12 protein-coding genes and 1 riboswitch are annotated in these 14,051 nt (G+C 34.4%); of the genes, 7 read left to right on the forward strand and 5 right to left on the reverse strand.

Annotation, left to right across the window (positions count from 1 at the left end):
- Positions 1 to 70 precede the first annotated feature (70 nt).
- Complete coding sequence (locus tag QQS35_RS11050; protein ID WP_285932158.1) at positions 71 to 226, reverse strand: hypothetical protein; 156 nt, start codon at positions 224 to 226, stop codon at positions 71 to 73.
- Positions 227 to 441: 215 nt separating this feature from the next.
- Between QQS35_RS11050 and QQS35_RS11055 the strand changes: the two genes are divergently transcribed.
- Entirely contained in the window at positions 442 to 2,193 is a 1,752-nt protein-coding gene (locus QQS35_RS11055) for a methyl-accepting chemotaxis protein (RefSeq protein ID WP_285932159.1), read from the forward strand.
- Positions 2,194 to 2,318: 125 nt separating this feature from the next.
- Here QQS35_RS11055 and QQS35_RS11060 read toward each other — a convergent pair whose 3' ends face one another.
- Both QQS35_RS11060 and QQS35_RS11065 read right to left on the reverse strand, forming a co-directional pair.
- Positions 2,319 to 4,703 carry a YhgE/Pip domain-containing protein gene (locus QQS35_RS11060; protein ID WP_285932160.1) on the reverse strand — a complete coding sequence of 795 codons (2,385 nt, stop codon included), beginning with the start codon at positions 4,701 to 4,703 and terminating at the stop codon, positions 2,319 to 2,321.
- Between the two features lie 91 nt (positions 4,704 to 4,794).
- Positions 4,795 to 5,367, reverse strand: coding sequence for a TetR/AcrR family transcriptional regulator (locus QQS35_RS11065; RefSeq protein WP_285932161.1), 573 nt, complete (start codon positions 5,365 to 5,367; stop codon positions 4,795 to 4,797).
- Positions 5,368 to 5,843: 476 nt separating this feature from the next.
- Positions 5,844 to 5,923, forward strand: a riboswitch (cyclic di-GMP riboswitch).
- 188 nt (positions 5,924 to 6,111) lie between these two features.
- Between QQS35_RS11065 and QQS35_RS11070 the strand changes: the two genes are divergently transcribed.
- Complete coding sequence (locus tag QQS35_RS11070; protein ID WP_285932162.1) at positions 6,112 to 7,803, forward strand: methyl-accepting chemotaxis protein; 1,692 nt, start codon at positions 6,112 to 6,114, stop codon at positions 7,801 to 7,803.
- A 22-nt stretch (positions 7,804 to 7,825) separates the two neighbouring features.
- Here the strand turns inward: QQS35_RS11070 and QQS35_RS11075 are convergent, their stop codons facing one another.
- Complete coding sequence (locus QQS35_RS11075) at positions 7,826 to 9,613, reverse strand: ABC transporter substrate-binding protein (protein ID WP_285932163.1); 1,788 nt, start codon at positions 9,611 to 9,613, stop codon at positions 7,826 to 7,828.
- A gap of 153 nt (positions 9,614 to 9,766) precedes the next feature.
- On the opposite strand from QQS35_RS11075, the gene QQS35_RS11080 reads away from it, so the two are divergent.
- The 3 genes from QQS35_RS11080 (at position 9,767) to QQS35_RS11090 (ending at position 11,537) form a co-directional block, all read left to right on the forward strand.
- Positions 9,767 to 9,949, forward strand: coding sequence for a hypothetical protein (locus tag QQS35_RS11080; RefSeq protein WP_285932164.1), 183 nt, complete (start codon positions 9,767 to 9,769; stop codon positions 9,947 to 9,949).
- Positions 9,936 to 11,141: an MFS transporter gene (locus tag QQS35_RS11085; protein ID WP_285932165.1), complete on the forward strand. Its 1,206-nt coding sequence runs from the start codon at positions 9,936 to 9,938 to the stop codon at positions 11,139 to 11,141. Before QQS35_RS11080 ends, QQS35_RS11085 begins: the two co-directional genes overlap by 14 nt.
- Positions 11,142 to 11,351: 210 nt before the next feature.
- Positions 11,352 to 11,537 (forward strand): aspartyl-phosphate phosphatase Spo0E family protein, encoded by a 186-nt coding sequence (locus QQS35_RS11090; RefSeq protein ID WP_285932167.1) that lies wholly within the window; start codon positions 11,352 to 11,354, stop codon positions 11,535 to 11,537.
- Between the two features lie 132 nt (positions 11,538 to 11,669).
- On the opposite strand, the gene QQS35_RS11095 is transcribed toward QQS35_RS11090, so the two are convergent.
- A complete protein-coding gene (locus QQS35_RS11095) occupies positions 11,670 to 11,807 on the reverse strand; it encodes a DUF4023 domain-containing protein (RefSeq protein ID WP_285932168.1) in 138 nt (45 codons plus the stop codon).
- Between the two features lie 159 nt (positions 11,808 to 11,966).
- On the opposite strand from QQS35_RS11095, the gene QQS35_RS11100 reads away from it, so the two are divergent.
- Positions 11,967 to 12,302 (forward strand): hypothetical protein, encoded by a 336-nt coding sequence (locus QQS35_RS11100; protein WP_285932169.1) that lies wholly within the window; start codon positions 11,967 to 11,969, stop codon positions 12,300 to 12,302.
- Between the two features lie 220 nt (positions 12,303 to 12,522).
- A complete protein-coding gene (gene treP, locus QQS35_RS11105) occupies positions 12,523 to 13,959 on the forward strand; it encodes a PTS system trehalose-specific EIIBC component (protein WP_285932170.1) in 1,437 nt (478 codons plus the stop codon).
- The last annotated feature ends 92 nt before the right edge of the window (positions 13,960 to 14,051 follow it).

Genomic DNA, 14,051 nt, shown 5'->3' on the forward strand with positions numbered 1-14,051 from the left:
AGTATTTATTTATAAGAATCTATCACTTTAATATCTTCAATCCCAAAAGTAGCTCTACTTAGATGATCATTTAGAACATAGGTAAAATATATTCAATTAGGAACCACAATATAATAAGAAGGATAATTACATAGGCTGAATACTTGATGAAAGTGGCTGCTACCTTACTAGAATCTGATTTTTTCTCTTTTCTTTCAATCTCAATATCTTGGTCTCGCTGAGACATGGTTTCGCCTCCCTTTCAGTAATTAGTGTTATTTGGTCTATAAAAATATATTCCCGGCTGACCCTGCAGTTAAACAATGAATCTACATGGACAAATAGATTTAAACGGATAGTTTGTAAAATAAATTTATGGAAAACTTTACAGTCACTTCATAGTACATCTGTATAATCAATCTATATTAGGTAAATAGTCTGTGATTGTAGGGGGGATTCATTTTGGAAAAAGAAATACATAGGGAGAAAACACTGCAAGGAGAAAGTTTAGGTAATGATAGGAGTTTGTACGAAAGAGCATTAGGCAAGCTAAGTTTGAGTACCCGATTATGTGTTTTATTTGTTTCATTGTTAGTAGTGACAATTGTAATCATTGGGTTTAGTTCTTATATGAAAGCTAAGGATATGACAATGGACTCTATAGAGAATAGGTTAGTTCGAGAAACAGAATTAATGGGTTATATCGCAGAAAATTTAAAATTTGTTTATGTTAGTGACGACGATTATTTTATGCAACAACTGGAGGGCAGTGTTCGATCGCAACAGGAAAAACTTGAGTCTGATGGTATTGAATCTGAATTTTTCTACCTCACTAGTGATAACGAGGTTACTGCATTTAAAATAAGCGAAGAATCTATGCCTTCTTTCACAGATAGTCAAATTAATAGAATGAAAGAAGAAAAAGAAGGCATTATTCATGAAGAAATAAACGGTGAGAATTATACCATATCATTTAAGGAAATGAATGAAATTGATGGTACATATGCACTTCTAATTCCGACGAAGTCATATATGGGGCCTATTGATCGAATGGCTTACTTTATACTAGTAGTTATTGCTATAAGTATTATTATTACGGCTCTTTTAACGATTCTTTTTGTAGGAAGAGTAACCAAACCCCTTAATATGTTACGGAGTACGATGAAAGAAGTACGTGAGGGTAATCTTCAGCATTCCGTATCCTTAACAACTACCATTCCAGAAATTGTATCATTACATACAAGCTATAACGCGATGATTGATCAAATGAGAAATATGATTTACGAGTTAAAGGAAACGACAAAGGAACTGGAAACGACAGGTGATGAACTAAACCAATCATCTGAAAATACACTTAGTTCCAGCCACCAACTAGTTTCTGCAATAAATATTGTGAAAATGGGTGCGCAACAAACGGCTAGCAGTTCTGAAGACAGTGTCAATAGCTTTAAAACAATGAAAGTCAAAATTGAAACAATGATGGAAAACATGAACATAGTTTTTGACAGTTCAGAAAATATGAATGGTTCTGCAAAACGTGGCGAGGATACAATGGCTGAATTAATCCTTACTATTCAAAAATTCGAGAAGGATTTTGATAGGTTGAACAGAACCATAAATCATGTAAAAGAGAATTCGCTTTCGATTACCAATCTTGTTGGCTTGGTAAAAGGGATTGCAGAACAAACAAAATTACTGGCACTGAATGCATCGATTGAAGCAGCACGGGCAGGAGAAGCAGGGAAAGGATTTGCAGTGGTGGCGAACGAGGTAAGGAAATTAGCAGAACAATCAACCATTGCAACAGAAGAAATAACCAAATCAATTACGAATATGGAAAACATAACAATGGAGGCCACCCTAGAATTTGAACAAATGCTAACCAAAATTAACAACAACTTAAAAATGGCTAACGAATCTAAAGTATCTTTTGATCATTTAATGCATGAAATTTCCGGTGTTAGTTGCAAGCTACAAGGGATGCAAGAAGAACTAGTAGAAATTGAAGAGGTTTTACCATCGCTTGAGCAAACAGCAGATAATTTATCATCTGTTTCACAGGAAACATTGGCAAGTTCAGAACAAATGCTAGCCGCTAGTGAGTATCAAATCGAAGAGATGCGAGGTACAAATGAGATTGGTTTAAGGTTACGCGATTTATCAAAGTCTCTTTCCAATATAACGAACAACTTCATCATCAGTAACAGGTCTTAATAGGTTGCAAACGATTCTATCTTTATGAAATGGCTATGCAAGAAAATAATAGAAGGTATAACACAATTAGTAGTAACGAGCAGATTAAAAAGGCCCTAACCTATGGTTGGGGCCCTCTTTAATATTTATACTTCTAAAACATTTTCTTGTTGTTGAGAACTGATATTTGTATTTCTTTTATGTTTTACTACAAGGTAAGTAACTGTTAATGTCATAGCCCCAACTATATATGCCGCTAAAATACCTATGTTTTGCCAAATGAATGAATAATCTCCACTAGATATAACGGCCTTGAATGCTTGAACTGAATAAGTCATAGGTAGAGCGGCACTAATCGGTTGTAATGCATTTGGAATTAATTCAAGTGGAAATGTTCCGGCACTCGTAGTCAATTGTAAAATCAAGATAATAATCGCTATGAACCGACCAGGGTCTCCGAATAGTGTAACAAGAAATTGAATTATAGACATAAAGGTGAGACTAGTAATAATAGAGACAAAGATAAATAAAGGAATACTTTGTACTTCAATTCCTAAACTCAATAGTAGAATAATATCTACTAGCAATGCTTGAATAATTCCTACAATACCAATAACTCCAAATTTACCAATAAACCATAAAAACCCATTTCTCGGTTTTATAGCAGGATCTCTTAAAGGATAAACAATTGTAATTAATAAAGCCCCAACAAATAATCCCAATGAAATAAAATAAGGTGCAAATCCAGTACCGTAGTTAGGTACATGATTGATTTCCTTTTTATTTATGGTAACAGGATTCCCCATCATATCATAGGTGTTATCATTAGACTCCACGGCACCTGCTTTATTTGCAGCTTCATTGAGCTTTTCGTGTAATTCAGCGGTACCGTTATATAAATCAACACTTCCAGTTGCTAACTGATTAGAGCCATCTGCAAGTTGGTGTGCGCCAGTGTTGATTTGTTCGGATCCATTTGATAAATCTTTCATCCCTGTGTTTAATTGATTAGAGCCAATTGCTAGCTCACTGACACCATTATTTGCTTCGGTTAACTTGTCAGTAAAAGATTCCATATTTTCGACATAATTAATTTGCCCCTCTGATAAATGGATTGAACCTTCATATAGTTGGTCTGTTCCAACTATTAATTGGTTAATTCCGTTCTGTAAGGAGACTTCCCCTTGATAAATTGTTTCTACCCCACTAGATAATTGATTGAAGCTAGGATTAATAGCATTTTCTATATCCTTTTCTATTCCAGCAGTTGCTCCTGCTAACTGTTTATTAACACCTGATTTATACGTTTCAAATCCTTTTTCGAGACCGGTATCAATACTATTATATAGCTTTTGCTGTAATTCTTCCGTAGTGGGAGCAGCCTCTTTCATCTGCTTGACAATGTTATTTATTGTTTGTTCGTCCAAGCCACTTTGTTGAAGTCCGCCAGCTAGTTGTTGTAATTGTTCAGCTTGTTGATTAGCAATTTGATTGGCAATCCCATTAGCCAATTGGGGACTCAGTTGAGCTTGTAATTCATCTAATCCAGCCTTCATTTGCTGGGTGTTTTCTTGTAATTGTTCTCCAATAGTGGATGCAATTTGTGTTGGTAGCTGCTTTTGTAATTCACTTACACCGCTTTTCACCTTAGTAGTACCTGTGATTAACTCAGGAGTCTTTTTTGCTATTTCATTAAGACCATCGTTTGTCTGTGTTATACCACCGGTTAACTGTGAGGCTCCTTCTTCAATATTTTTTGATGCTCCGAATAGTTGATTACCTGCAATAGTTAATTGCTCTATACCATCTTCAAGTTCGCTCATCCCTTTAGTTATATCTTCAGTACCGGCATATGCTTGGCTGACACCATCTTGAAAGACAATTGCATTTGATGCTAACACATGTAGATTTTCCTTTAGTTCGTTTGTACCTTTAATGAGTTTATTTGCTCCATCCTCTAAATTTTTAGACCCGTCACTTGCGTTTTCAAATCCATTTGCCATCTCTCCAATTTTACTGAACATCGTTTCAGCATAAGTGGCCGTAACTTCCCCTGAGATAGCAGCTTTAATTTCATTGATAGCTGATTCACCAATTTGTGCTGATAGAAAATTAAAACCTTCATTTGGTGTATATTTTAATTGCAATAATTCGGGTTGTTCAGTTAACAATGTAGTTGCATTACTTGAAAAATCTTTTGGGATTTCTATAACCATATAATATTTTTGATTTTTTAAATCTGTATAGGCTTCACTTTTATTTACAAAGTGGAATTGAAACTGATCATTTTCTTTTAATCGATTAATTAAGTCATTCCCTAAGGATAAACTTTCTTCTTCGTAGGAAGCACCAGTATCTTCATTAACAATTGCTACAGGCAAGTCTTGTAGATGGTCATACGGATCCCAAAATGACCAAAGAAACATACCTGCATATAATATAGGTATGAAAAGTACTGCGATAATCGGGATAAGAAGCTTTTTGCTAGTGAGTATTTGTTTCAATTCAGATAAAAAAAGTGATTTTTTCATGTGTAATTCCCCCTAAGTGTTTAAGTAAGACCAGTGAAACTATATGACTGTTTAATTCAAATGGTCATAAAAAGTGAAAAATGAAGGACTATCATCTTGATAATCCTTCAAAGAAATATAATTCAAATAAGCGCGAGATTTCGTCTTTTTCTAAAGGCTTGCGTGTCTGCTCCCAATCAAAAATTAGAGCTATATATAATTTTAGCATTGCAAAAGCAGTGATTTCTGGGTTGCACGGTTTAATCTCGTTGTTATCAATGGCTTTTTGAATCAATTTTTTAATATAATGGACAATGGTTGCTTCCAATTTTGCCTTGAATTCTAATGCTGCAGGTGTACCTATTTCCCGTTCTTCCTGGAATAATTTTATTGTTAATTGGTGCTCTTTTCTATATTCCAACAATTTAAATAAAACAAGACTTACATTTTCATAAAGAGATAAACTAGAATCCATAGAGGCTTCTGCAGTAGTCCTCATTTCTTTAATAAGACTTGTAATAATCTCATCAAATAATTCCTCTTTATTTTTAAAAAAAGTATAGATTGTGCCCTTACCAACGTTAGCTAGTTTGGCTACTTGGTCCATAGTCGTTGCTTTATAACCAAATAATGAAAAAGAACGGGTTGCAGCATCAACAATTAAAGATTTACGATCAACAGTCAACAAATCACCTCCATCAACAAAGTGACCAAAATGGTTTTATGGTCAATAAAACGATATTAACATATATTTTTCCCAGTTACAAAACTTTTTTCTATCTTTTACTCATGAGTAAATTTCATTGTCACTTTATTCTGTCACCTAATATATAGTTTGGAAATGGTTTATTCTGTGAGTTTCGGTGAAGTTGTTATTATGAATTGATCAACACAAGTAAACTACCTGAATTTATATTTTGGCGCTTCAGGAAAGAAATATTGCTTGTTATTTTTCCCACTTGATATATACTCTCTCATACTTTCTCTTAATATAGTTGATTCTTTTGATTACGGAATGTCAGTAATGGTTAATAGTAACAGGTCGTAAAGGCATGATTTTTGTGACGGTTACAAAACTTAATATTTCGACAAAGAGAAGAACGCTATACATCAACAACTGATTGTAGTACTATCTTAATAGAAAAATAGAACTACTAAAATAGATAATATTGGAAAACTATTCGAAAGGGTAGGACGCAAAACTATAGGGGCTAAATAACTAAAGCCAGCCAGTCGCTTGTATAAATTAAAAACCGCCTTTGTTATAAAAGGCGGTTTTTAATTTATACAAGCAAATTCAATTTTTCACTATAGGTAAAAGGTGCAAATACTGGTTAAAAAACTATAAGTTGGGTTTATCTATTCACATTCACTTTTTCAAGCAAAATATTTAAGAAGTTTACAAAAATCACAAAGGGAGAATAAAAACATGAATTTCACTATTAAACAAAAACTTATAGGAAGCTTTCTGATCATCTCGATTATATTTGGTCTATCCTCATTCTTATCATACAAAAATATGAAGGAGACAAACGAATCTTATGATTATCTAGTTGGAACTGTTTCAGAATTAAGATCAATAGCACAATCAATGCAAACAAATTCTGCTTTGCAAATCGGTTATTATCGTGCATTTATGTTATATGAAGATACTACATATAAAGAGCAAATGAATACAGCTAATGAAAGAATAATTACTTTAGTCGAAGAAGGAAAACAATTATCCACATTGGAAGAAACACGTGATAGATTAGACTCTATTGAGCAATTAAATAAAGAGTTTATCGAATTATCTAATCAGGTGATGGACAATATGTCTATTGATAAAGAAAATGCTCTTACACAGGGGTTAAATGAAATTCCCCCAATCACTACTAGTTTAACGGATGAGGTTACTTCATTACATGATTGGTTAAAAGAAGATATTCTTAGCGTACAAGTGAATCAAACACAGCAAGATTCACAGTCTGGTTTAATTCAAGTGGTCGTTATTAGCGTAATAGCTACCTTAATTGCAATAGGTGCAGGTATTATAATTTCTATTTATATTTCCAGGCCAATTGTTAAACTGGGTAACAAAGCTAAACAAGTTGCTGCTGGAGATTTAAATACAGAAGAATTAAGGATAAAGAGCAAGGATGAAATTTTCTATTTAAATCAATCATTTGAACAGATGACTACTAACTTACGAGAAATGATTAGTGGTATTGCTCGTAACTCAGACCAGGTGGCAGTTTCTGCTGAACAATTAAATGCTAGTGCTGAACAATCTAGTAAAGCAACAGAATCTGTTTCTTCATCTATACAAGAAGTAGCAAGCAGTGCAGAGTTTACTACATCTAAACTTGAAAGTAATTCTAGGTCACTAGAAGAAGTGTTACAAGGTGTAACACAAATAGCGAATAGTTCTACGATGGTCTCTGAACTTTCTAAGCAAACGACTGTGGAAGCAGAAGAAGGCGACAAGTTCGTAAACGATAATTTACAGCAAATGAGATTTATTCGTGAATCCGTAAGTAAGTCTAATGAGGTAATTGGAACTCTATCGGAACGTTCTAAAGAAATAGGTAACATCCTAAATGTTATTAACGATATTGCTGAACAAACAAATCTTTTAGCGCTTAATGCTGCTATTGAAGCTGCAAGGGCTGGTGAACATGGAAAAGGCTTCGCAGTTGTTGCTGATGAAGTACGAAAACTAGCTGAACAATCACAAGATTCTACAAAGAATATTGCTGAGCTTATAGCAGTGATTCAAAAAGATACCGAAGAATCGGTTAAAATGATGGGTGAAGTCATGACCAATGCAGAAAACGGTGTAAAAGTTTCTCAACAAACTTCAGATAAGTTTGCCCAAATTTTAAATAGTACAAGAAACATAACTCCACAAATTGAGGACGTTACGGCAACAGTACAACAAATTTCAGCGAGTATCGAGGAGGTATCTACTTCTGCAAGGGAAGTTTCGGAACAAGCCCAAACAAATGCAGCAAGTTCAGAAGAAGTTGCTGCATCGACAGAAGAACAGCTTGCATCCATGCAAGAGATAAGTGCGTCTGCTGAAGCACTAGCATCTATGGCAGAGGATCTACAAGAAGTCGTTAATCGTTTTAACTATTAATAGATAAAAACAGGGTATCAATCTATGGATTGATACCCTTGTTTCTATTTTCGTAGTTATACCAGAGTTTTGTATAATCAACCCAACCAAGTGCGTTGATATGAATGTTTTGCAGATAACTTGGATAAATGGCAAATTGTTCTAATCGGTATAGATGGATATGACTGAATTGTTTACAAAGGTCCATTTCTATCTCTTTTAAAAAAGTTAGTATCCCTTTTTCCGTATAGAAAGTCTTTGTTAATTCATTGATATTGTTCTTATGGTGATTAGGAAGGTGGTGTGTTAGTAGACTATGTTCACCTAGAAATGATGACAAATAGGTATACAGAACACTCTCATCAACAAGTGCTTCACCGAGTAGCATGTCTGCGGAGAAGGATAAGGAATGGCTATGTAATTCTTCATAGGATAAAAAGTGAAGGTGTACATGTATTCCCTCCTTATTAAGTTGCTCTTGTAGCCATTTCCCATCTAACTCGTTGCCTGCTCCAGTATAACTGTATAGATGGAGTGGTTCACCCGAATATAGGCTTTTATTTAGATTAATTCTTCCAATAGTTACATCTCGATAACAACTATCACGCGTTTCAAAATCAGATAATAGTCGAGATGCGGACAGAAACCTATTTCCAGATAATTGAGATATTAGCTTCTCGGGTGGAAGAAAATGGAGTATAGCTTCTCTAAGGAATCGGTCGTTGGCTAAAATACCACTGTTCACATTTAATGTTAGTAATTTACTACCACGATCAGTCGAAGTAACTTGATTAAAGTTATTTGATTTTCTTTGATAATAAGGGTAATGATAAAAGTTCATGTGTTCTGCACTTTTTTTATCAATCGACTGCTTATTATCATAAAGTTGTGGGAAAAAGTACATGGTTATTTCATCCATTTGTGGGCGAGTTTCAAAAAAACCTTTATGTACCCCAAGTGTTAATTTGTCTTCTGTATTCTCTAATAAAAGAAAAGGACCAGTACCAACTGGAGTATATGAAAAATTCTCATTCTTTGGGATAATACTACCACCTAGTGAAGCAATTAAATGAAGGAAATAAACAATTGGTCTACGACATATAAACTTTACAGTATATGTGTTTATAGCAACCACGTTATCTATATTCTCCATTATCCAGTGATAAGCAGATGATTTTTCCTTATGTCTTTGGAAACTATAACAAACGTCTTCAGCGGTCATTTCTTTACCATGATGGAATTTCACACCTTTTCTTAAATAAAATTTCCATACTGTGAAGTTCTCGTTGTGATTAAATGTGTGGGCTAGTTGAGGTTCGTGTTGTTTGGTTAATTCATTAAAATAAACAAGTTGATTAAAAAGATGTCTCATAATATGATTCTCTGTCCGACGATTAACGAGCATCGGATCGAGCACAGGTAATGGACGGTAGGAAGGAAACCTCAAGCGATCAACTTGAGGGCTAGACTCATCCTTTTCTAGTTTATAAAAAAGCCAATCAATAAAATCCCTTTGTAGATTAGGACTTATACAATACCCCTTTACAAATTGGATAGATTCATCGATTGTTTTAGTTGTCGCAATTTTCTTTGCTTCTTCTATTGCTAATGAATCTATATCCAAAAGTAAATTAATAGTCGAATAATTGCCTCTTCCCTTACCTGGAACCCAACTTATCCAGCCTGCATCTTGCATTTTTCGAATAATAATTTTTGTATTACGCATGGAGCATGATAATAAACTAGATAGCTTTGAAGTTGTAATCGGAATGTCTATGTTCTTTTGTTTTAAATTAAGTATCATTATTTGATAATGTTCTAATAATTTCATCCTTGCTTTACACCTTCTTTCATATAAAAGGGGAAATAATACAAAGTGAATTATACACTTTTTTTCCTCTTTTTAAAAATTAGAATAGAAAGTAGGAGGTTGATTAAATGGAACTTATTTTTAATGTCATGGAAATAGGAAAAGGTGAACTGGATGCGAGATAAAGTTAATCGTTTTTCTGTCCATACAGCTTGTTTGTTGAATAGTACAGTAGATATAAAAGGAGAGGGATATAAGTTAGCTAAGCAGTATTATAGCAAATCCCGATTTGACCATAGAAACCAAGCTATGTTCGAAACAACAAGGGGAAAGGAAACAAAAATTGATCGTTTCTGAAAAGAACAAAGTTGTAGGCATAGCCCTGATTACTGCGGTAGCGGTTATGGGGGATGCTATGTTATTTATTGTACTTCCTATCTATTGGCGTGAATTTGGTTTGACTGGACTATGGCAAATTGGAATTTTACTTTCCATAAATCGCTTTATTCGTTTACCAATTAATCCTCTGGTGGGATTGTTTTATCAACATTTCCAGTTAAGAACTGGTGTTCTTTTGGCTATCCTATTAGCTGCTTTGACTACATTGTCCTATGGTATTTTTCATCAATTTTGGATTTTGGTTACCATGCGTGCCTTGTGGGGTGTCGCCTGGTCGCTTCTGCGTCTTGGCGGGTTTCTAACAGTCATTGAGGTGACAAATGATGCAAACCGAGGACGATTTGTTGGGCTTTATAATGGTTTGTGGGGTATTGGAGGCCTAGTCGGAATGCTTGGAGGCGGCTTGCTAGTAGATCAAACATCGATTAGATTTGTTACATCATTATTTTCAATAATAGGTTTATTAGCTATACCATCCGTCTGGTTATTAGTCCCTGCCTCCCAAAAGATGAAAGAAACTGAGAAAAATAATAAAATAAAAGATAAAGGATGGTTGTCACCGTATTTAACAATGATATTAATCACTGGTTTAGCGATGGGTTTTATTGTATTTGGCCTATTTGCTTCCACATTAAGCCCACTGATTGAACAGGTTTATCAAGAGGACTGGACGTTTCTCAGTCTAACAATAGGAGCTGCTACATTGGGAGGTATTATTCAAGCTATTCGCTGGGGGTGGGATCCCTTTGTGGCTCCGGTTGTTGGAAAGTTATTAGATTCATCAGAGTCCATGCTAAGAATGTTACTTATTCCTTTGGTAGCTGGTGGTATCCTTTTTATCATATTAGGGAAAGTCTCATCAATAGTTTTCCTTATCACCACGTTATTAATCTTTCAGTTAGTATCGACTATATTTGTTACCACAACAGATACATTAGCTACAAGTACAGCGGCTCAGAATAACCGAGTAAAAGTGATGACCGCACATACAATTGTAGTTGATATTGGTGCAGCATTAGGGCCATTTTTAGCATTTATTGTTATCGAAATGTTTAGTTTAAAAATGGTTTATTATATAGCAGCAACTCTACTATTATCTTTAGGTGTGTTGTGGTTGTATTTCATTAAAAAGTACACTAGTAATTGCTAATATTCTAAGGTTTCTAATAAAAAAGTCGAACATTATATCTAAGAATATGATGTTCGATACAATGGAATTCTTAAGATATAAATTAACTGTCGTTTATAGTCAAATATAATTTTATTTTGACTTTGTTTGTTGAAAGTATTTTAATTTACAAAAATATTCATCATAATGCTAGTACACAAGTATATTTATTAAAGGATGAGGTTAAGAAAAGTGAATAATGAAAAGAGAATTCTATTAACACGAATTAATAGTAAGAGAAATGAAATGGTGAAAGTGGGTCTGTTAAAAGGTTTAACAAGTAAAGAAACCATTAAATGTAGCCAAGAGTTAGATCAATTACTAAATATGTATCAAAAAGTTAGCTTTGATAGGGAGATTTCAACTTTAGCTGTTTGAATTTTAAAAATATAAGGCATAGTTTATGCTGACTTACCGTCGTTAGCAAATGTGTTAAAAGAGGTATAGGTAATGGATTGAAAGCATAAACTGTTTCATCAAATTATCTATACCTCTGGAAAAAGAAAGTCATTACTGTTTTAGTTGGTCCTTACTCGCTAGCTTCTTAGCAGGATTACCATGTCCCTGGCGTTTCCTATTTTGTTCATCTTTCTTTTTTGTTTCATTAAATCTTTCTACAAATTCACTCGTATTCATATTTTTATCCATGGTTATACAATACCTCCTCATACCATCCATTCTTCAATAATTTACCCAGAATGAAACAATACATTCCTATATAAAATCAATCCCTTGGAATCAACAACTGTTTAGTGATTCAGGGGATTGGGTATAGTATGAGTAAAACTTATGAAAGGGTGTACAATAATGTTTAAAAGTATTCAAGCATACTTCAAATCAGAAAATGATGCAGAGTCAGTGCATGCGAAATTAAATACGTTAAATATTAAAAATGTTTTTGTTGACAAAGTTCCAGATGGTACTGACTTTCGAATGGTATTTCCGTTAATAAATAATGGTAATGGAGCCGGTAGAACAATCGGAGCTGGTGGAATAGGAATTAACCTAGCTGATAGTTCTTCTGATAACAACCGGACGCATGTTCTTGAGTTCGAAGTAGAAGATAAGGATGTTCAAGATGCATATAAAATTCTTAGTGAAAATGATGGTCATATTCATCAATCATCGTTTGAACAAGAATAGAGGCCATATCTATAGTAGATAAAACACTTAAATCGTTTTTTGGTTTGAGTGTTTTTTTGTTTTAACTAGTAAATATTCTGGTTGACTATCTTGTATATACAAGATATAATGAAAACGCAAACAAAACATGTATATACAAGTTAGTGAATTTATTATTGTATAGTTTTTTTACTGAGTAATAAACTACAAAAAATACAAATTAAGGAAGGGGAAAGTAGTAATGGCTAAATACACGGATTCAGCCAAAGAATTATTGGAACACATCGGTGGCAGTGAAAATATTTCAGTCGTCACGCATTGTGCTACAAGAATGCGGTTTGTTCTAAATGACACAAAGAAAGCGGATGCAGACAAGATTGAGGAAATTGATCTTGTAAAAGGAACGTTTACAAATGCCGGACAGTTTCAAGTAATAATAGGAAATGAAGTTTCAACATTTTATAATGAGTTTACTAAAATTGCAGGTGTAGGTGATACATCAAAAGATGAAGCGAAAGTTGCAGCTAAACAAAACATGAACTTTATCCAAAGAATGATCTCGCATCTAGCAGATATCTTTACCCCGCTAATTCCGGCACTAGTTGTTGGTGGTCTTATTTTAGGTTTTAGAAATGTTATTGGTGAAATTGGAATGATGGGGCCGAATAATGAGCAAACATTAGTTGACGTTTCGCAATTCTGGGCTGGGGTTCATGCTTTTCTATGGTTAATTGGTGAAGCGATTTTCCATTTCTTACCGGTAGGTATAACGTGGGCGATTTCAAGGAAAATGGGAACGACGCAAATCCTCGGTATCGTTTTAGGTATAACGTTAGTCTCGCCTCAGTTACTAAATGCTTATGGTGTTGCTGGTGCAGATGCAATTCCAGTTTGGGATTTCGGGTTTGCAACAGTTGATATGATAGGGTATCAAGCGCAAGTAATTCCTGCAATTTTAGCCGGGTTTGTCTTGGCTTATCTAGAAATATGGTTACGAAAAGTAATTCCAAATGTTATTTCAATGATCTTTGTTCCATTTTTCGCACTTATTCCGGCTGTTTTAATAGCTCACGTTGTGTTAGGTCCTATAGGATGGACAATTGGTTCATGGATTTCTAATGTTGTGTACTCAGGACTAACTTCTGGATTAGGTTGGTTATTCGCGGCAGTATTTGGTTTTGCATATGCACCACTCGTAATCACAGGGCTTCACCATATGACTAACGCGATTGATTTACAATTGATGAGTGAATTTGGTGGAACTAACCTTTGGCCAATGATTGCATTATCAAATATTGCTCAAGGTTCAGCTGTTGTTGCAATGATTATTCTGAATAGAAAAGATGAAAAAGAGAAACAAGTATCAGTTCCGGCTGCCATTTCTTGTTATCTTGGCGTAACTGAACCAGCGATGTTTGGTATAAACTTAAAATATTTATTCCCATTCATAGCCGCGATGATTGGTTCTTCTATTGCAGCGATCATCTCTGTTGGTAGTGGGGTAATGGCTAACTCCATTGGTGTTGGTGGTATTCCAGGTATTCTATCGATTCAGGTTCCAGATATGGTTATGTTTGCAATATCGATGCTAGTAGCAATCGTGGTTCCGATTCTCTTAACATTTGCTTTGGCAAAAACAAAAATGGGTGTAAATGCATACGAACGATTAGGTAAATAATTCAACATAGAAAAAAGGATAGCAACCGGATAACTCTGGTTGCTTTTCCGCATTATAACCTTATGATTAATGAAAGAGGAAGGTGTTCTCTG

The organism is Aquibacillus rhizosphaerae (assembly GCF_030282825.1).
In the GTDB taxonomy this organism is placed as follows: domain Bacteria; phylum Bacillota; class Bacilli; order Bacillales; family Amphibacillaceae; genus Aquibacillus_C; species Aquibacillus_C rhizosphaerae.